16 protein-coding genes, 1 tRNA gene and 1 riboswitch are annotated in these 17,786 nt (G+C 64.9%); of the genes, 11 read left to right on the top strand and 6 right to left on the bottom strand.

Going from position 1 to position 17,786, the window contains the following annotated elements:
* Positions 1-99 precede the first annotated feature (99 nt).
* The 6 genes from CKJ84_RS08385 (at position 100) to CKJ84_RS08360 (ending at position 6,433) form a co-directional block, all read left to right on the top strand.
* Positions 100-1,395, top strand: coding sequence for a Na/Pi symporter (locus tag CKJ84_RS08385; RefSeq protein WP_095546634.1), 1,296 nt, complete (start codon positions 100-102; stop codon positions 1,393-1,395).
* A gap of 10 nt (positions 1,396-1,405) precedes the next feature.
* Positions 1,406-1,702 (top strand): hypothetical protein, encoded by a 297-nt coding sequence (locus CKJ84_RS08380; protein WP_095546633.1) that lies wholly within the window; start codon positions 1,406-1,408, stop codon positions 1,700-1,702.
* 16 nt (positions 1,703-1,718) lie between these two features.
* The gene (locus tag CKJ84_RS08375; RefSeq protein WP_095546632.1) at positions 1,719-2,669 is read left to right on the top strand and encodes a substrate-binding domain-containing protein; all 951 of its coding nucleotides are present in this window, start codon (positions 1,719-1,721) and stop codon (positions 2,667-2,669) included.
* A gap of 66 nt (positions 2,670-2,735) precedes the next feature.
* On the top strand, positions 2,736-3,371 hold the full coding sequence (locus CKJ84_RS08370) for a DUF1707 domain-containing protein (protein WP_095546631.1): 636 nt from the start codon (positions 2,736-2,738) through the stop codon (positions 3,369-3,371).
* A gap of 9 nt (positions 3,372-3,380) precedes the next feature.
* Positions 3,381-4,679, top strand: a complete 1,299-nt coding sequence (locus CKJ84_RS08365) for a pyridoxal phosphate-dependent aminotransferase (RefSeq protein WP_095546630.1) — start codon at positions 3,381-3,383, stop codon at positions 4,677-4,679.
* Between the two features lie 230 nt (positions 4,680-4,909).
* Positions 4,910-6,433: an ABC-F family ATP-binding cassette domain-containing protein gene (locus CKJ84_RS08360; protein WP_095275695.1), complete on the top strand. Its 1,524-nt coding sequence runs from the start codon at positions 4,910-4,912 to the stop codon at positions 6,431-6,433.
* A 91-nt stretch (positions 6,434-6,524) separates the two neighbouring features.
* Here CKJ84_RS08360 and CKJ84_RS08355 read toward each other — a convergent pair whose 3' ends face one another.
* Positions 6,525-8,060 carry an FMN-binding glutamate synthase family protein gene (locus tag CKJ84_RS08355; RefSeq protein WP_095275696.1) on the bottom strand — a complete coding sequence of 512 codons (1,536 nt, stop codon included), beginning with the start codon at positions 8,058-8,060 and terminating at the stop codon, positions 6,525-6,527.
* Positions 8,061-8,092: 32 nt separating this feature from the next.
* On the bottom strand, positions 8,093-9,412 hold the full coding sequence (locus CKJ84_RS08350; RefSeq protein ID WP_095537481.1) for a UDP-glucose/GDP-mannose dehydrogenase family protein: 1,320 nt from the start codon (positions 9,410-9,412) through the stop codon (positions 8,093-8,095).
* A gap of 201 nt (positions 9,413-9,613) precedes the next feature.
* Between CKJ84_RS08350 and CKJ84_RS08345 the strand changes: the two genes are divergently transcribed.
* Positions 9,614-10,819 carry a Fic family protein gene (locus CKJ84_RS08345; RefSeq protein ID WP_095537480.1) on the top strand — a complete coding sequence of 402 codons (1,206 nt, stop codon included), beginning with the start codon at positions 9,614-9,616 and terminating at the stop codon, positions 10,817-10,819.
* A gap of 34 nt (positions 10,820-10,853) precedes the next feature.
* On the opposite strand, the gene dcd is transcribed toward CKJ84_RS08345, so the two are convergent.
* Entirely contained in the window at positions 10,854-11,417 is a 564-nt protein-coding gene (gene dcd, locus CKJ84_RS08340) for a dCTP deaminase (protein WP_095536034.1), read from the bottom strand.
* A gap of 90 nt (positions 11,418-11,507) precedes the next feature.
* On the opposite strand from dcd, the gene CKJ84_RS08335 reads away from it, so the two are divergent.
* Positions 11,508-11,581 (top strand) — tRNA-Gly (locus CKJ84_RS08335).
* 816 nt (positions 11,582-12,397) lie between these two features.
* On the opposite strand, the gene CKJ84_RS08330 is transcribed toward CKJ84_RS08335, so the two are convergent.
* A complete protein-coding gene (locus CKJ84_RS08330) occupies positions 12,398-12,943 on the bottom strand; it encodes a hypothetical protein (RefSeq protein ID WP_095546629.1) in 546 nt (181 codons plus the stop codon).
* Positions 12,944-12,959: 16 nt separating this feature from the next.
* Positions 12,960-13,071, bottom strand: a riboswitch (SAM riboswitch).
* Positions 13,072-13,186: 115 nt separating this feature from the next.
* On the opposite strand from CKJ84_RS08330, the gene CKJ84_RS08325 reads away from it, so the two are divergent.
* On the top strand, positions 13,187-14,014 hold the full coding sequence (locus tag CKJ84_RS08325) for a serine aminopeptidase domain-containing protein (protein WP_233125619.1): 828 nt from the start codon (positions 13,187-13,189) through the stop codon (positions 14,012-14,014).
* A 7-nt stretch (positions 14,015-14,021) separates the two neighbouring features.
* On the opposite strand, the gene CKJ84_RS08320 is transcribed toward CKJ84_RS08325, so the two are convergent.
* Entirely contained in the window at positions 14,022-15,725 is a 1,704-nt protein-coding gene (locus CKJ84_RS08320; RefSeq protein ID WP_369801177.1) for a VanW family protein, read from the bottom strand.
* A gap of 67 nt (positions 15,726-15,792) precedes the next feature.
* A complete protein-coding gene (locus tag CKJ84_RS08315) occupies positions 15,793-17,004 on the bottom strand; it encodes a glycoside hydrolase family 3 N-terminal domain-containing protein (protein WP_095546752.1) in 1,212 nt (403 codons plus the stop codon).
* A gap of 71 nt (positions 17,005-17,075) precedes the next feature.
* On the opposite strand from CKJ84_RS08315, the gene CKJ84_RS08310 reads away from it, so the two are divergent.
* Together CKJ84_RS08310 and CKJ84_RS08305 are read left to right on the top strand one after the other, a co-directional pair.
* The gene (locus CKJ84_RS08310; RefSeq protein WP_095275761.1) at positions 17,076-17,285 is read left to right on the top strand and encodes a DUF2613 family protein; all 210 of its coding nucleotides are present in this window, start codon (positions 17,076-17,078) and stop codon (positions 17,283-17,285) included.
* Positions 17,286-17,288: 3 nt separating this feature from the next.
* Positions 17,289-17,786, top strand: a 498-nt coding sequence (locus tag CKJ84_RS08305; RefSeq protein ID WP_143340345.1) for an alpha-(1->3)-arabinofuranosyltransferase family protein, incomplete at its 3' end; no start/stop codon positions are given.

The following is a 17,786-nucleotide window of genomic DNA, read 5'->3' as shown; positions in this document are numbered from 1 at the left end:
CAATTCCCCGGAAGTTAACCAGAAATACACAGCAATTCCGCTTCTTGCTCCTAAGGTGCACTCTCGACCAAGTCCATACGACGTTGATTGAGAGCGCACATGAGCAGAGATGCCAAGCACGCCGAGACCGGCGCGCGCGAGGCGGCAACCGGCAGCACCGCCCTTGCCACCAAGACGAAACCCGACGCGGAAGCGGACGCGCCAAAGAACGCGGACGACGAGCCGACCGCCGACCCGCTCGGCTGGCTGCCGCTGAGCGGCACCGCCAAGAAGGCCGCAGAGTGGATCTCCGTCATCCTGGCGATTTGGCTGCTCCTCAACGCCGTTGGCATGATCGGCGCCGGCTTCAAGATGGCCGCGGGCGACCAGGCGAAGGAACTGTTCTCCTTCGCCGAGAACCCGTTCGTGGGCCTGGCGGTCGGTATTCTCGCCACCGCCATCATGCAGTCCTCCTCCACCACCACCTCTATTACGGTCGGCATGATCGCCGGTGGCCTGCCGCTGGAGGTGGCGGTGCCCATGCTCTTCGGTGCCAACATCGGCACCACCGTCACCTCCACGCTGGTGGCACTCGGCCTGTCCGGCAACAAGCAGCAGTTCCACCGCGCCTTCTCCATGGCCACGGTGCACGACTTTTACAACCTGCTCGCGCTGGCCATCTTCTTCCCGCTGGAAATCTTCACCGGCTTCCTGTCCAAGGTCTCCGGTGTGTTCGCCGGCTCTCTCTCGGGTGAGGGCGACGGCGTGCTCGCCGGCATCTTCGACGCGATCGGCAACGGTGTCGACGCGATCACCGAGCCGCTGGTCAACCTGGCCAAGCTCATCGTCAGCCCGCTGGGCGACGTGTGGGGCGGCATCGTCCTCGCCGTCGGCGGCGTGGCCCTGATCCTGGTGGTCATCGGCTTCATCGGCAAGATGCTCTCCGCACTGCTGGTCGGCCGCGCCCAGGAAATGCTGCACGCTGCGCTGGGCCGCGGCCCGGTCACCGGCATCCTCTCCGGTGCCGTGATCACCACCGCCGTCCAGTCCTCTTCCACCACCACCTCCCTGACCGTCCCGCTCGCTGCCTCCGGCAAGTTCAAGGTCAAGGAGCTGTTCCCGTTCGTGGTCGGCGCCAACATCGGTACCACCATCACCGGCCTCATCGCCGCGTTCTCCGCCTCCGGCGTGGAGGCAGAGTCCGCGATGCAGGGCGCGCTGGTGCACACCATGTTCAACGTCTTCGGCGCACTCGTCATCATGTCCCTGCCGTTCCTACGCGCGTTGCCACCGAAGGGCGCGGACTGGTTGGCCACCCTGGCCGACAAGAACAAGTGGTACGTCTTCATCTGGGTTGGCGGCGTCTTCTTCGCCCTCCCGCTGCTCGCCGTCCTGATCACCAACGTCTTCTTCTAAGGAACCCACCATGACCACCCCCGACAACGCCCAGTCCAAGTCCGGCCAGCGCGCCCAGAAGCTTATCGACGCCGACGCGCCAAACAACGAACTCCAGCAGCTCATCGACGAACTCGAAGAGACCACGAGCGTCCTGCGCGCCGAGCTCGAGATGCGCCGCAAGACGGACCACGAGCGCCTCACGCCGGAACAGCTGGAGGAGCTTAACCGCATCCCGGAGTACCTGGAGATGACCCGCCCGCGCTGGCGCGACGTGCTCACCTTCTTCCGTGAGTTCCGCAACGAAGCCAACAAGAAGCACCAGTAAGGCAGGCACAGCACGTATGAAGCAGCAATTCATCGCACTGACCGCCGCGCTCTCCCTCGCGGCGACCGGCCTGACCGCCTGCGCGGGCAGCGACGCCGAGAGCGGCAACGACACGGTCTCCGGCGGCGCGATCCGCGTCACCGGTTCCGCCACCGTCGAGCCGATCACCTCCTTCATCGCGGACCGCACCGACCACGACGTGCGCATCTCCGCCGACGGCTCCACCGACGGGTTCGAGGCGTTCTGCGACGGCAAGTCCGACCTCAACGACTCCTCCGTGGCCATCCCGGCGGAGTTCCAGCAGCAGTGCAGCGACAATGGTATCGAGTTCATCGAGCTGCCCATCGCGCTCGACGCAGTGACCATTGTGAAGCACGCCGACAACACCTGGGCCCAGGACCTCACCACCGAGCAGCTCCACGACATTTGGTCGAAGGACTCCTCCGTGAGCAAATGGTCCGACATCGACCCGTCCTGGCCGGACGAGGAGATCGCACTCTACGGTCGCCCGGACGGCTCAGGCACCCTCGAGGTGTTCAAGGACAAGGTGCTGGACGGCGACACGATCCGCGACGACTACGAGGCCACCGACGACATCGACGAGCTGTCCGGCTGGATCGCCGACGACCCCAACGGCATCGGCTTCATGGGCGTTGGCAACTACTTGGCCACCGACGGCGAAACCCGCGACCTGATCGACAACGTCCTCGTCGACGGCGTCTCCCCCTCCCGCGAAGCCACGCAGGAGGGCGAGTACCCGCTGTCCAGGCCGCTGTTCGTCTACGTCAGCGCCGAGGCCCTCGACGGCAACGACGCGCTCGCGGACTTCATGGGCACCTACCTCGACCGCGTCGAGGGAGTACTGCCGCGCGTGTACTTCTACCAGCTGCCCGAGCAGGACTACGACGCCGCCCGCACGCGCTTCGACGAACGCGTCACCGGCGCCGACGAACGCTGGAACACCTAAAGCACCACCTACGGTGCTATGATGGGGCCGTTACTCTCTCTGTGAACTGTAAGGAGCATTTCCCCGATGAGCAGCGCTTTCCAGCCCTCCCAGCCGGAGCACATCCGGCTTTCTGACGCGGACCGCACCGAGGCAATGTCCGCTCTCGGGGAGGCGCTGAGCGAGGGCCGCCTCACCCTCGGGGAGTACGACGAGCGCTGCCAGTGCTGCACCCAGGCGCAGACCCGTGCGGACCTCGTGCCGCTGTTCGCCGACATCCCCCAGGCACCCGTCATGGGCTCCAGCGCCGGCATGCCGGCGGCCCAGCACGACGTGCCCGTCTTCACCGCCCGCGAGCTTGTCGAGGCGCGCCGCTCCGGCCGCCGCACCCGCGCCGGCATCTTCTTGCTGGGCACCATCGGCAGCATCACCCTCGCCGGGACGGCGGCCTCGCACCCCGCCGTGCTCGCGGTCATCCCGGTGCTGTTCATCCTGCTCTACGTGATGAAGGTGGGGCCGGACTCCTGGTACTCGCCGTCGCTGCGCGACATGGAGCGCTCCAAGCGCCGCCTCGTGCGCGCCAAGCAGCTGGAGCTGGAGGCGGACCGCGCCTATGACAGGGCGCACAGGAAGGCGGAGCGCCGCGAGCAGATCGACCAACTCACCGGCGATACCCTCAACTTTGCTCAAGAATCCCTCAACAGGTTCCGCCGCCGCGACTAATATGGCCCTATGTCCAAGAAACATCCCAAAACCCCAGACCAGCCAGCCATTCCCGAGACGGTGGCGTCGACACGCACCAAGCGCCCCCACCGCCACTTCGACCAGGCCGACAAGCTCAAGAACGTCTTCTACGACATCCGCGGGCCCGTCTCCGCGACCGCGGAGGAGATGGAGCGCGACGGCCACACCATCCTCAAGCTGAACACCGGCAACCCCGCCGTGTTCGGCTTCGAGGCGCCGGACGTGATCATGCGCGACATGATCGCCAACCTGCCCACCTCCCAGGGCTACACCACCTCCAAGGGCATCACTTCCGCCCGCCGAGCCGTGGTCACGCGCTATGAGCTTATCGACGGCTTCCCGCCCTGCGACATCGACGACGTGTATTTGGGCAACGGCGTCTCCGAGCTGATCAGCATGGTCACGCAAGCCGCGCTCAACGACGGCGACGAGATCCTCATCCCCGCCCCGGACTACCCGCTGTGGACGGCGGCCTCCACCCTCGCCGGCGGCAAGGTCGTGCACTACCTGTGCGACGAAGAGGACGACTGGAACCCGTCGCTGGAGGACATCCGCTCTAAGGTCACCGACAAAACGAAGGCCATCGTGGTGATCAACCCCAACAACCCGACGGGCGCCGTCTACTCCCGCGAGACCCTCGAGGGCATCGCTGACATTGCCCGCGAGCACGAGCTGATGATCTTCGCCGACGAGATCTACGACCGCATCCTTTACGACGGCGCCCAGCACACCTGCATGGCCGAGGTCGCCCCCGACGTCATCACCATCACCTTCAACGGACTGTCCAAGGCGTACCGCGTCTGCGGCTACCGCGCCGGGTGGATGGTCATCACCGGACCGCGCCGCCGCGCGAAGGGCTTCATCGAGGGCATCGACCTGCTCTCCGGCACGCGCCTGTGCGCCAATGTGCCTGGTCAGCACGCCATCCAGGTGGCGCTCGGCGGCCGCCAGTCCATCTACTCGCTGACCGCCGAGGGCGGCCGCCTGCACAAGCAGCGCGACGTCGCCGTGCGGAAGCTCCGCGAGATCCCTGGCGTTTCCGTCGTCGAGCCGAAAGGCGCGCTGTACTGCTTCCCCAAGATCGACGCGGAGATGTACGGCATCCACGACGACGAGCGCTTCATGCTCGACCTGCTCAAGTCCGAGAAGATCCTCATGGTCCAGGGCCGCGGCTTCAACTACCCCACCCCAGACCACTTCCGCGTGGTCACGCTGCCGTGGGCATCGCAGCTGGAAAACGCCCTAGAGCGGCTGGGGAACTTCCTCGCCGACTACCACCAGCACTAGGGGTCGTTTGTTGGTGGTTGGGTGCCGCTGCCGGTCCTTCCGCTTCCGCCGCAATCTGTCAGCCGCGGTCCACCTTCAAACCATCACCTATCCCGACTTACAGCAGCGCAAACCCTTGACCCCCGACGGACACTGTCATAGTATCGACGAGGAACTGTCCCCGAAGGAAGGAATAGGCCGTGCTCAAGTTCCGTGTTTCCGCCTAACACGAAACAGAAAGTTGAATGAGCATGCCTATTTCCCTGAATAACGTCTCCCTCGAGTGGCCTAACGGATCCCCCTGCTTCTCGGACTTGAACGCCACTTTTTCAAGTCACCTGACCGGCCTGATCGGCGATAACGGTTCCGGAAAAACGAGTCTGATCAGGGTCATCCTCGGCGAGCTGCAACCGAGCACTGGTTCGGTCGAGCGCCCGTCGAAAATCGCTTACCTGCCTCAGGATCTTGGACTGCAACCGGACACTACAGTTTCAGACGTCTTTGGGATCACCGAAATCATCGAGGCAATCAACGCCATCGAAGGTGGCCAGTTCAATCCCGAATTGTTCGAGCTCATCGGTGACCGGTGGGATGCTGCCGAAGAGACTCGGGCTGTGTTGTCAGCTCATGGACTCGAGCTTAACCTGGCTAGGCCGCTGTCTACCCTGTCCGGTGGAGAGGCTGTTCGTGTTGCACTAGCTGCGCTCATGGCTGACAACCCCGATTTCATTGTCATGGACGAGCCCACGAACAACCTCGATGCGGAAGCGAAAGCCCAGCTAATCCGCTCTCTTTCCAAATCCACTGTTCCTGCGATTGTGGTGAGCCACGATCGCGACTTGTTGGATTCCGTGGACGGAATTGCAGAACTTCACGACGGGAAGCTTCGTCTTTTCCCCGGTAACTACTCCGTCTACCGTGAAGCTCTGGCCAATGAACAGGAAGCAGCGATGCGGGAGGTGCGGGACAAGAAGACGATTCACAGTAGGCAGGTTCGAGAGCGTGAGGCAATGCAAACTCGCATTGCTCGGGACGCTCGTCGCGGAAAGAAGTTCGCTGCTAACAATCGTAAACCTGGCATGGCGATGGGGCTGGACAAGGATCGGTCTGAGAAGACTGCTGCTCGGCGTGGTTCGGCTCATGCCGAGTCTGTGGAGTCGTCTCTCGCTGAGTATCGTCACGCGCAAGACAAGGTACGCGACGACCAACACGTGTACATTGAGCTTCCCGGTACGGCGCTTCCGAACGGAACCCGCGTTGTGGAGATCCCAGGACTCACTGTTGTGGGCCCCGAGCGTGTCCGGATCACTGGACCGAACGGCAGCGGAAAGACGACCCTGCTCAACTCTGTTGCAGACGGAGACGCGGGGTACGCGATTAGGAATGTGGGGTACCTCCGGCAGCGCATTGTTCTTGATCCCAACCGGTCAGTTTTGGAGTTGGTCTCGGAGGCCAACGCGTCTGCTGATCCGCAGTATATTCGGGACCAACTCGCGCAATTGTTGTTTCAGAATGAGACTGTGCACGCGCCTATCGGAACGCTTTCGGGTGGTGAGCGTTTCCGCGTTGAATTTGCCCGTGTTCTTCTTTCGTCGCCTGCTCCGCAGCTATTGCTTCTCGACGAGCCCACCAACAACATCGATATCTCAACCGTGAACTGGCTTGTCTCCGCTCTTGAGAGTTATGCAGGTGCGCTTCTTCTCGTCAGCCACGACGAAGACTTCTGTGAGCGTATGAACCTTGACAGGGAAGTTTCCATCGATGATTTGACCTGATGTTATGGGCCTCTTCCCGAAAATAGTTCCCGGTTTCAAGGCGAACCCGGGAACTATTTTGCAACTCCCGCCTACCTCGGGCGTTGCGGCCCTACACCGGCCGGAAGGTGTCCGCCGAAGCCGCCTGCCAGTCCTCGGCCCAGCCCTGCGGGGCGTCGTCGAGCAGCTGGCCGGGCGCGAGCCACTCGTAGAGCTCCGCATACGAGCGGGCCTCGGTCGGCGAGACGTTGCGACGCAGCATCGCCGGGTTCAGCTCGGCCGGGTCGCTGACACCCATCGATGCCATGAGCCGCACCGCCTGCTGCACCGTCGCCTTCTGGAAGTTGTAGACGGCCCGCGACTTCTCCTCCACCACGACCGCACGAGTGCGGCGCGGATCCTGCGTCGCCACACCCGAGGGGCACTTGCCGGTATGGCAGCGCTGCGCCTGGATGCAGCCAAGCGCCATCATCATGGCGCGAGCGGCGTTGGTAAAGTCGGCACCCTGAATCATGCGCATCACAATATCCGCACCGCCGGCGACCTTGCCGGATGCGCCGAGTTTGACCTGGTCGCGCAGGCCTGTGCCGACAAGCGCGTTGTGCACCGTCATCAGCCCGTCGGTAAGCGGCATGCCCACGTGGTCCTCAAAGTCGATGGGTGCCGCACCCGTACCGCCCTCGGAGCCGTCGACCACGATGAAGTCCGGGGTAGTGCCCACCTCCCGCATCGCTTTGCAGATCGCGAGCACTTCTCGACGGCTGCCCACGCACAGCTTGAAGCCTGCGGGTTTGCCGCCGGACAGCTCGCGCATCTGCGCAATAAATTCGATCAGCTCCGTCGGCGTGGAAAAGACGCGGTGCCTGGCCGGGCTTATGCAATCCTGGCCACGCGGAACCCCACGGATCTGCGAGACTTCTTCGGTGATCTTGTCCGCCGGCAGCACCCCGCCAATGCCTGGCTTCGCACCCTGACTCAGCTTGAGCTCCACCATCTTGACCTGGTCATCCGCAGCCTTTTCTCGGAATTGTGCGGGATCGAAGTCGCCGTCCGGAGTGCGTGCGCAGAAGTAGCCGGTGCCCAGCTCCCAGATCAGGTCACCGTTATTTTCCATGTGGTACGGGCTCAGCCCGCCCTCGCCAGTATCGTGGGCGAACCCGCCGAGTTCCGCGCCCTTGTTCAGCGATCGGATCGCGTTACGCGACAGCGAGCCGAAGCTCATCGCGGATACGTTGAGCAGCGACATCGAATAGGGCTTCGCGCAGTCCTTGCCCCCAATGAGCGTGCGCGGTGGCTCATCTGGCTGCGCGACGGGTGCGACCGAGTGCACGAGGTACTCGTGGCCCGGCTCGCGCACGTCTTGCACCGTGCCGAAAGCGGTCTCACTTTGGATACCCTTTGCGCGCTCGTAGATAGCGTTGCGCTGGTCCCGGTTGAAGGGTCGGCCGTCCCAGTCCCGCTCAATGAAGTATTGGCGCAGCTCTGGGCCAATATCCGTGAGCAGGTAGCGCATGTGCCCCAGCACTGGATAGTTCCGCAGTACCGGGTACTTTTGTTGCTTCAGATCGTGGACGGCGACCCCGCCGAGGGCCGCCGCAGCGGCACCGAGGGCGCTCTGAACAAGGTGTGGAGACTTCTTATTAGGCATACCTCCATCATGCCCCCGTTTCGTGGCGAGTTCTACAAGCTGCGTCCCAACGCCCGGATCGTCCAGCCCGCCTGCTGCCACGCGGGGACGGGGAGGACGTTGCGGCCGTCGATAAGCACTCGCTGCTCCACGAGCTTGGCCGAGGCGACCGGATCCATCTCCTTGAACTGCTTCCACTCGGTGGCGAGGATGACCAGCTCAGCGCCGGTCAGCGCGTCATCGAGGGTGTCGGCGTAGTCGAGGGTGGGGAAGACGCGGCGGGCGTTGTCCATCGCCTCCGGGTCGAAGACGCGCACCGCGGCGCCCGCGAGCGAGAGCTGGCCGGCGACGGCGAGCGCGGGCGAATCGCGCACGTCGTCAGAGTTCGGCTTGAACGCCGCGCCGAGGACGGTGATGCGGCGGCCGATCAGGCTGCCGAGCTCCTCGCGCGCCATGTCCACCACGCGCTCGCGGCGACGCATGTTCACCGCGTCCACCTCGCGCAGGAACGTGAGCGCCTGGTCGGCGCCCAGCTCGCCGGCGCGCGCCATGAACGCGCGGATGTCCTTGGGCAGGCAGCCGCCGCCGAAGCCAAGGCCGGCGCCCAGGAACTTGCGGCCGATGCGGTCGTCGTAGCCGATGGCGTCGGCGAGCTTGGTGACGTCGGCGCCGACGATCTCGCAGACCTCGCTCACCGCGTTGATAAAGGAGATCTTGGTGGCCAGGAACGCGTTGGCACTCACCTTCACCAGCTCAGCGGTCTGCAGGTCGGTGACGATGAACGGCGTGTCCTTGGACAGCGGGGTGGCGTAGACCTCGCGCGCGATAGCCTCCGCCTGGGAGTGCTCCGGGCGAACGCCCAGCACGATGCGGTCCGGCTCGATCGTGTCCTTCACCGCGTAGCCCTCGCGGAGGAACTCCGGGTTCCACGCGATCTCCACCGACGTGCCCGGCGCGGCCAGCGCATCGGCGCGGGCCTGCAGCTCCGCGGCCGTGCCCACCGGCACCGTCGACTTCCCCAGGATGACGTGCTCGCCTTCCAGGTGCGGCACCAACGAATCGATCACGGCCTCGACGTAACGGGTATCCGCCGCGTAGGAACCACGCTGCTGCGGGGTGCCCACGCCGATGAAGTGTACGTTGCCAAACGCCGCTGCCTCCTCGTACGAGGTGGTGAAGTCCAGGCGATCGGCCGCCATGTTGCGCTCAAGGACCTCGGGCAAGCCCGGCTCGTAGAACGGGACCTTTCCTGCCTTGAGTCGATCGATTTTTGCTTCGTCTACGTCTACGCCAAGCACCTCATGGCCAAGCTCAGCCATGCATGCCGCGTGGGTTGCACCGAGGTAGCCGGTGCCAATTACTGTCATCCGCATAACTGCCTATTATGCCCGTTCCTGTGAGACGGGGCAGGGTGAGGGGGACGCGGGACGCGGCTGCTATTCTTTCAAATTTGCGAAGAAGCAGCGCACGACGCGATCCTATTTTGCAAAAACCCCTGTTTTTGAAAAATAGACCACGCAGATCTTTGCTACGCTTGCAGAATTGCAAAAAACGAACCGCAAAGGACGGCCGAAGTGAGCGATTACAAATCACTGAAGACGCTGTTTCACATGTCTTCAGACGGCCGCCGTGCTGCTCAAGCGGAGTACACATCCAGGTTTAAATCCCCTGCAACCCTCCATTGGAACTTCCAGGTTGGTGAACACGAACTGTTCGTGGTGCTTACCGGTGAGATCCAGTCGCTCCTCGAACAAGTTTGGCGCACTGAGCTCCAAATAGCTCACAAGTGGGTGACGCTTCCCGGCGTAGCACGTAGTCACTACCTTACCGGCCTTCTCATTGGAGAAATTAAAGCTACGAACCAAATCGAAGGTGTTTACTCGACGCGCAAGGAAATCGTCGATGCCCTTACCAGCCCTAAGAGCGGACCCCACAAGCGTTTCCGGGAAATGGTTGCCTTCTACAAATCACTGTTGGACCCCAACGAACGCCCGGCTTTTCCAGATTCGTCGGAGGCACTGCGCGCAGAGTACGACAAACTGCTCTCGAAGGAGATCAGCAGCGACGACCTACCCGATGGCGAGCTCTTCCGAGCCGACTCCGTAGAAATCCACGACGGCGTAAGAGAGGTGCACAGGGCCCCGCGCAGCGAACACGACATTGAAACGCGGATGCAAACCTTCCTCGACTCTCAGTTCCGTGAAACGCATGTCCTCGTGAATGCGCTCATCGGTCATTTCATATTCGAGTACACTCACCCGTTCTACGACGGAAACGGACGCATGGGGCGATTTTTGCTTGCGTTCAAGGCGCTCGAGATTCTCTCCCCACCCACTTCAATGTCCCTGTCTCATCAGTTCTCGCTGCAACGGAAGAAGTACTACGCGGCCTTCATAGATGCAGAAAATAGTATGAACTTTGGAGAAGCGACATTCTTTCTCAAGGCAATGCTCGAAATGCTGGTCGATGCCCAAGAAGACTTAGAATCATCTCTTGACCAAAAACACGCCCAACTGAGGAGTTTGCAAGACACTCTATCGGCGTTAAAGCGTGATCAGTATGAACGCGGTCTCCTATTCCTAGCGGCGCAAGCACTGCTTTTTGGACCAGACCTCCCCATTCCACTGAAGGAGGCAGCAGCCGCCATGGAAAGGTCTTGGAACACCCTCCGCCCCGTTGCAGACAAACTCGAATCTGAGGGACTGCTGCACTCAGTATCAAAGCGCCCACTCACCCTTGAGCTGACGGAACTAGGCAGAAGGCACCTGGATCTGATGTAACTCCTGCACGGTGGGCGTCGAAAAGCGAAAAGCCCTACTGGAAATTTAGGTACGCGCGCGACGGCGTCGGCCCGCGCTGGCCCTGATACTTCGACCCCAGCGCGCCCGAACCGTACGGGACCTCGGCCGGCGACGACATGTTGAAGATCGCGAGCTGGCCCACCTTCATGCCGGGCCAGAGCGTGATGGGCAGGTTGGCCACGTTGGACAGTTCGAGGGTGATGTGGCCGGAAAAGCCCGGGTCGATGAAGCCCGCGGTGGAGTGCGTGAGCAGGCCGAGGCGTCCGAGCGAGCTCTTGCCTTCCAGGCGGCCGGCCAGGTCCGCGGGAAGCGTGAAGCACTCGAGCGTGGACGCGAGGACGAACTCGCCGGGGTGGAGGACGAAGGCCTCGCCCTCCGGGACCTCGACAGCCGTAGTGAGGTCGGGCATCTCCAGCTTCGGGTCGATGTGTGTGTACTTCGAGTTGTTGAAGACGCGGAAGAACTTGTCCATGCGCACGTCGATCGAGCTCGGCTGCACCAGGGCGGCATCGTAGGGGTCGATGCCGAGCTTGCCGGAGTCGATAGCGTCGCGAATGTCATGGTCTGAAAGAAGCACGCCACAAGCATACGGCAGGCTCGTTTTCCGTTTCAGCGCGGGACGGTGCTAAAGTATTGCCATTGTCGCGCTGATTCGGCGCGGCAGAATGCCGGCGTAGTTTAGTGGTAGAACATCAGCTTCCCAAGCTGAGAGTGCGAGTTCGATTCTCGTCGCCGGCTCCACGTTGGTCAGGCCCGCTTCCCCGCTTCGTACCGGGAGGCGGGCTTTTTGTGTGCGGTGAGTTTGGCTCGGGACGTGGGTTGGGGGCTGGTTTGGCCTGTTTGAGGGTTAAGCGACAAAATGTGTGCTTTTCTCGGCGTGTCGACTTAAGCGACAAAATGTGTGCTTTTTTGGGGGTGGGATGGGTGGTTTTTGGGTGTGTTGTGCTGGGGTTATGTTCGTCCTGCCCAGCCGTGTCGGATGGCCCAGGAGGGGTTGAAGTCGGTGTCGATGCCGGTGTCGTAGACTTTCGGCCGGCCGTCGGGTGAGTTGGCTTGGTCGCGTTGGCGCATGTGTGCCTGGCGGGCGCGTGCGTAGCCGACGTGGCCGAAGTTTTGCTCGATTGCTAGTGCCAGCGGGTCATCGTGGTGCTGGGTGTGCAGNCGAAGAAAGCGAAGCGCGACATTGAGCGCAACGGCTATATTGAAGGAGCGAAAGCCACCGGGTGGAAACAAGCCATCAACCAACTAGCCGTGGCTTACCCCGACCGATTCGCGGACTACTTGTAAACCAAGCCCCCGCACACAAACAATCGGACACTCTCCCATAGCTTTCTTCCAGCCAATCGCCGATGCGCTTGTACGGCATGCCTTCAAGAAACTTATCAACTGCTTGCTCCCGGATCTCACGGGGAAAATGCGCGGACATCAGAAACCCTCTCCGCCCCCGGGGACACTCCAACTATTTGTCCGCGGTCCCTTTTTGTCGCATCCTCGTCACCCTGCCTTCGTCATGTAGGTACTCAGAAGGAGGCGCCCAACCGCCAGAGCTCCGTCAGCTTACGCCCAGCACGCCCCGATCGGCTGGGCGGCGAGCACGGCGACCTCGCCCGACGCGGCCTCCAGCACCCGCCACTTCGGGTGGTAGCGCCACCCGGTGGCCAGCACGTCGGGGTTGTGGAACCAGCCTTGGACCACGCCGTCGTCGGTAGCGAACGTCACGCGCGTGCCCTCGACCTGCAGGATCTCCACCCGTGTCCACCCGCCGGCCTTGCCGTCGCGGGAGCTCGCGGCGCGGGTGACCGGGATCCAGTGCGGGCGGTGGCCATCGGCAACGAGCCCGCAGCGGGTGTGATCCACCGCTGCGTAATCGCGGGCGGGCGGCAGCGGGACCTCCTCGCCGGGGACGCCTCCCTCCGCAGCGGCCGCGCGCAGACGGTTGCGCTCCGGCGAGTACTCAAAGTTCGTACCCACCCGCTGAACCACGTCGAAGGCCGCGAGCTGGGTGCCAAACACGCGGACGTGCAGCTCACCACCAGCGGAAAAGGCCAGTACGGTCTGGTTGATGTTGTCCAAAGTGGCGGGAAGCCAGGACGTCAAAGCCATGAGGGCTCTCCTTGGAAGGTCGCACTTTCGGCGCGCGGTGTTGCAAACGCCGACAGATCTTCTCCCGGGGGCACCGTGCGCGATCTGCGCGGTTGCCAGCCGACGGGCCGGGAGGCCTTGCTCAAATCACACTGCAACAGCAGTCACTAGAAAGAGCGCGTCGGACTTCTTGATCCGTCGACCAGCGTATCGGAGCGAAAACTCCCGGTCAAGGAAGCGCGCAACCACATATGCTGGATACGCATGAAGCTCGCCACCATGATCGTCGCCGGCTCGGCCGCACTCGGCGCGGCCAACGCCGCGCGCAACCGACCACCGCTGCCCTTCAACGACCCGGACTTCTCGCCCTCGTACACCACCCCAGTCATGTACATCCACGGCGTAACCAGCCGCGCCCGGGCGTTCCGCCCCAACGCGGAGCGCCTGCGCGACGAGGGCTTCTGGGTGTGGGGCGCCGACTACGGCGACATGCTTGCCCCCGGCTTCTACGGCATGGGCAACCTGGACAGCATCATCGAGGACGTGCACGCGAACGTGGACCACGTCCTGGAGCAGACCGGGGCTGCGAAGTTAGACATCGTGGCGCACTCGCAGGGTGGGCTCATGACCAAGCTGTTCATCGCCAACGGGGGCGCGCCGAAGGTGCGACGCGTGGTCGCCATGGGAGCGAACTTCCACGGCACCGACGTGCGCGGCCGCGCTCCCCGCTTCACTCCGTTCATTACGCGACACCCGCGGACGGCGTCGGCGTTGGCGTCGCCAGGCGTGATCCAGCAGCTCGCGGACTCGCCGTGGGTGCAAACGCGCCTCAACGTGCCCGATACGGTGCCGGGTATCGTGTACACGTCGCTGTACTCGCCCGCGGACGTGCTGGTCACACCCAATGCGACGTCCATGCTGGCCGCCGTCGACGGGGCGGACGTGGTGAACATCAACGTCGCCGACGCTTATGACGGCTACGCCCCGCGGCACGCGTTGATGGAGCGCGACCCCGTCTTCACCGAGCTCACGCTGTGGGGGCTCACCCGCAAGCGCGGGGAGCACACCCCGCCGCGCATCCCGTGGGCATAAACGGGACCTAGCCGCACTTCACAATCGGCTCGGGGTCGTAGACCGTGGTCTGGGTCTCCTGGTCGATGAGGTTGCCGGAGAGGTCGTAAATGCTCCGGGTGTCCGAGGTGGTGAACCCGGGCGAGCCGCTGGAGGGGCTGCACGTCGCGCCCGAAAGGTTCATCGTGTTCGGCTGGGTCTGCGCCCAGCGCCCGCCGTTGGCGGACTCGACGCGCACCGTCTTCACTCCCATGAGGCTCACGGTGAGCTCGCCGCCGCTCACACCGGTCTGGATGCGCACGGGGTGGTTCGAGTCGTTGCGGAACTGCAGGTCGATCGCGCCCTCGTAGACGGTGGCCTCGCGGCCCGCCGGGTAGCGGGAGATGTAGTAGGAGTGCGGCGTGTGCGCGATGTCAGTCATGCCCGCGAAGTACGCGGCGTTGTAGAGCGTTGTCGCGAACTGGGAGATGCCTCCGCCCACGGCCATGTCGGAGTGGCCGTTGAGGATGATGCCGGACTCCACGTAGCCCTGGGCCGTGCCGCGCGGCCCGGTGTAGCCGTTGAGCGAGAAGGTCTCGCCCGGGTTCACAATCGCACCGTTGACGGTCTGCGCCACCAGCGCAATATTGGTGCCGGACGGCCCCGAGAAGCCGCCGGTGGTGAAGGACCCGACCTCCTCGTTGAACGTGGCGTTCTGCGCGTCTTCGGTGGTGAAGTCGGCCTCGACCGGGCGGTACGCGGCGTCCCAGGTACGCTCCCCATCGCCAAGGAGGCGGTCCTCGAATCCGTCGAAGGTCGCGTCCCAGTCCACCTCGGTGCCGTCTTGTGAGGGCTCGACCCCGCCGCCCTCGAGCACGCGCGCGTTGCGCATCTCGGTCTGCGTCCCGCCGAGCGCCTCACCAAGGATCGCGCCCGCCACGTCGCGGTGCACGTCGGGCTGGATGCGCCCCTCCACGTTGTTGAACTGCACGACCTCGCCCATCCGCTCCTGCGGAATGGTCGCCGTCACGCCGTCGCGGCCGTTGACGGTCAGCGGCCCGCCCAGCGCAGCCTTGATCGGGCCGTCCATCGCCTGCGTAATCACCGCGTCATTGATCGCGGGCTCCACGGGCTGCGGCTCCACGTCCACGCCCTCCGGGTCGAGCCAGCCGTCCGTCACCGCAGCCTCGAGGTCTGCCGGGTTCACCTCCTGCCCCAGCTTCGGGTCGGTCACATTCGCCTTGCCGCCGTCGACGTGGATCGCGCCGTCTACCGGCGCCACGTACAGCTCGTCCTTCACCCGTGCCAGTTCTGGGTCGAGCTTGTGCTTATCGACGCTCCCCTGCACGTCCACCTCGTGCTGCGTAAACAGGCCCGTCAGCCGCGGGATCGGGTTTGCGGACTGGATCCCCGCCGCGTCGACAGTCGCCTGCCAGTCGATCCCCAGCCCCGCCGCCGCCGGCACGAGTTGGGCGCGCTTGTCTGCCGCCATGACCTCGACGGGTTGCTCGGTGACGTCGCCAAGCTCCCCCTGCAGGCGCTCGCGCGCCTCGTCCGGCGACATGCCGCCGATGGCCACGCCGCCGACCGTGGTGCCGCGGGGGACGTTGCCGCGGTTGAGCGCCAGATCCGCCAGGTATACGGCCAGGACGACGGCGAGCAGGCCAAGGACGGCGCCGAGCGCGATCTTGCCCGCCTTACCGGACGACCCGGCGCGGCGGTGCGACGAAGTTTGCCTGTGGGAAGTAGTCACCTGCCACAGGGTAGTAGATGGGGTAGTAGATGTAGCAACGAATTCGCATGCGTGGCTGGCCGCTGACTTACAGGCCGGTGTTGATCAGCTGCTGCTGGGCGCGCGCCGCGGCTTCGTTCACGCGCGCCTCGGGCAGCTCGCCCGACTGCACGGCGGCGACGACCCCGTCGATCACCTGCGGCACGTCCGCGCCCGAGGACCAAAGCGCCTGGTCCGCGCCCGCCGCGATCGCGCGCTTGACCGCCTCCGGCGTCGGTGCGTAGTCCAGGATGCCGCGCATGCCGGAGAGGTCGTCGGTGACCACGACGCCCTCGAACGGGACGCCGCCCGGGTAGTCGCCGTCGCGCAGGATGCGGTACGCCTCCGGGTTCAGGGAGCTGGGCACGCCTTCCGGTCCCATGCCGGGGACGATCATGTGGCCCATCATCACGCTCGAGCGCGGGAAGCGCTGCAGGAGCGGGCCGAACGGGCGCATGTCCAGCTCGCGTACCTGGTCCAGCGGCGGCGTCACGGCGAGCTGGTGGTGCGTGTCGCCGGAGGCGCGGCCGTGGCCGGGGAAGTGTTTGAAGGTGGGGGTGACGTTGGCGTCGATAAGCCCCTGCGCAAACAGCGTGCCAACGCGCACGACCTCGTCCGGGTGGCCGCTGAACGCGCGGTCGCCGACGATGTCCAGGCCGGAAACGTCAAGGTCCAGGAGCGGGGCGTAATCCACGTTGACGCCGCGCCCGCGCAGGGAACGGCCGATGTCGTAGCCGGTGCCCTGGATGACCTCGGGCGGGCGGGCGGCCAGCTCGCGCGGGGCCATGAAGCTGCCCATCACGTCGGTGTGGCGCTGGACGCGGCCGCCCTCGAAGTCGATGGCCACGGAGAACGGGTGGTGGTACTGCGCGCGCAGCGCCTCAATGTTGTGGCCCTCCGCGGTGAGCAGCGCGGGGTCGGCCCAGCTGGGGATGATCAGGCCACCGACGCCCTGGTCGAGCGCCGCGCGGGCCTGCGCCTCGTTGGTCACGCCGACCACCATCAGCGACGCCACCCGCGCGCGCAAGTCCGCGGGGACGCGCTGCTGCGCCGGGCTTTGCGGCGCGCTCGGGGCCGGCTGCGGGGCGGGCGGGACGACGGCGGCGGGTTCGTCGGCTGGATCCCCTCCCTGTGCAGTCTGCGTGGGTTCTTGCGGGGCCGTGTCGTCGTGCTCGGAGCACGCGGTGAGGGCGGCGACAAGCAGCGCCACGGCGAGCACGCCGCCGACGCACACGGCGACCGCCCGGTTCCGCTGCGGCATCTTGGACACGCCCGCCCCCTTCGAGTTGGAAGAAACGCTACTAGTGTAGTCGTGCTGGTAGGCTCATGCGCATGTCCCACCAAGTTCTGCGCCTGCCTGCATCGTTGCCGCGCCGTGCCGCCAACCCGGTGATCGCCTCCGCGGTCGTCGGCGCCGTGCTCGGGGTGGTCGGCGTGCTGGGCGTCGCCTCTGTCTCCGGGCAGAGCACCGTGCCCCAGGGCGGGGCCGTGGCTGCGGACGATGCCGTACTCGGCGGGCCGGAGTACGGCTCCCGGGAGTAGCCGTTGCGCGCACACATTGGCGGCTGGGTGCTGCTGGCGCTCACCGTCCTGCTGCAGCCGCCCGGCCGGGTCGCCGCCGACACCAAGCTGGACCTCTCCGTCGACCCGGCGCGCTTCCTCGCCCGAGCCACGCACGCCTACACCGACGAATTCCCGCTGGGCCAGGTGCAGAACCAGGCCTACGGCTACCTCTTCCCGCAGGGCCCGTTCTTCCTGCTCACGCACTTCGCCGGGGTGCCGGAGTGGGTGGCGCAGCGTGCTTGGTGGACCCTGCTTGTGTGCCTGGCGTACTCGGGCGCACTGATCCTGGCGCGCCGCACCGGGGTGCGCGGCCGCTTCCCGCAGGTCACGGCGGCGCTGCTCTACGCGTTGTCGCCGCGCATCCTCACCACGCTCACCGCGATCTCCTCGGAGGCGTGGCCGGTGGCGCTCGTGCCGTGGACGCTGGTCCCGCTCGCCCGGGCCCGCCCGCGCGTCGTCGGCGCGGTGCTCGCGGTCGCG

Origin of the sequence: Corynebacterium sp. NML 120412 (genome assembly GCF_002285155.1) — a bacterium.
Taxonomy (GTDB): Bacteria; Actinomycetota; Actinomycetes; order Mycobacteriales; family Mycobacteriaceae; genus Corynebacterium; species Corynebacterium gottingense.
This window is presented reverse-complemented; position numbering and strand designations above follow the sequence as displayed.

What these genes read in the sequence shown, in the direction of transcription:
- CKJ84_RS08315 (WP_095546752.1), bottom strand. Translation starts at nt 17,004, where the DNA reads ATGCCGCAGCGGAACCGGGCGGTCGCCGTGTGCGTCGGCGGCGTGCTC.
- CKJ84_RS08325 (WP_233125619.1), top strand. Translation starts at nt 13,187, where the DNA reads ATGAAGCTCGCCACCATGATCGTCGCCGGCTCGGCCGCACTCGGCGCG.
- CKJ84_RS08355 (WP_095275696.1), bottom strand. Translation starts at nt 8,060, where the DNA reads ATGCCTAATAAGAAGTCTCCACACCTTGTTCAGAGCGCCCTCGGTGCC.
- CKJ84_RS08370 (WP_095546631.1), top strand. Translation starts at nt 2,736, where the DNA reads ATGAGCAGCGCTTTCCAGCCCTCCCAGCCGGAGCACATCCGGCTTTCT.
- CKJ84_RS08360 (WP_095275695.1), top strand. Translation starts at nt 4,910, where the DNA reads ATGCCTATTTCCCTGAATAACGTCTCCCTCGAGTGGCCTAACGGATCC.
- CKJ84_RS08385 (WP_095546634.1), top strand. Translation starts at nt 100, where the DNA reads ATGAGCAGAGATGCCAAGCACGCCGAGACCGGCGCGCGCGAGGCGGCA.
- CKJ84_RS08380 (WP_095546633.1), top strand. Translation starts at nt 1,406, where the DNA reads ATGACCACCCCCGACAACGCCCAGTCCAAGTCCGGCCAGCGCGCCCAG.
- CKJ84_RS08350 (WP_095537481.1), bottom strand. Translation starts at nt 9,412, where the DNA reads ATGCGGATGACAGTAATTGGCACCGGCTACCTCGGTGCAACCCACGCG.
- CKJ84_RS08330 (WP_095546629.1), bottom strand. Translation starts at nt 12,943, where the DNA reads ATGGCTTTGACGTCCTGGCTTCCCGCCACTTTGGACAACATCAACCAG.
- CKJ84_RS08310 (WP_095275761.1), top strand. Translation starts at nt 17,076, where the DNA reads ATGTCCCACCAAGTTCTGCGCCTGCCTGCATCGTTGCCGCGCCGTGCC.
- CKJ84_RS08365 (WP_095546630.1), top strand. Translation starts at nt 3,381, where the DNA reads ATGTCCAAGAAACATCCCAAAACCCCAGACCAGCCAGCCATTCCCGAG.
- CKJ84_RS08375 (WP_095546632.1), top strand. Translation starts at nt 1,719, where the DNA reads ATGAAGCAGCAATTCATCGCACTGACCGCCGCGCTCTCCCTCGCGGCG.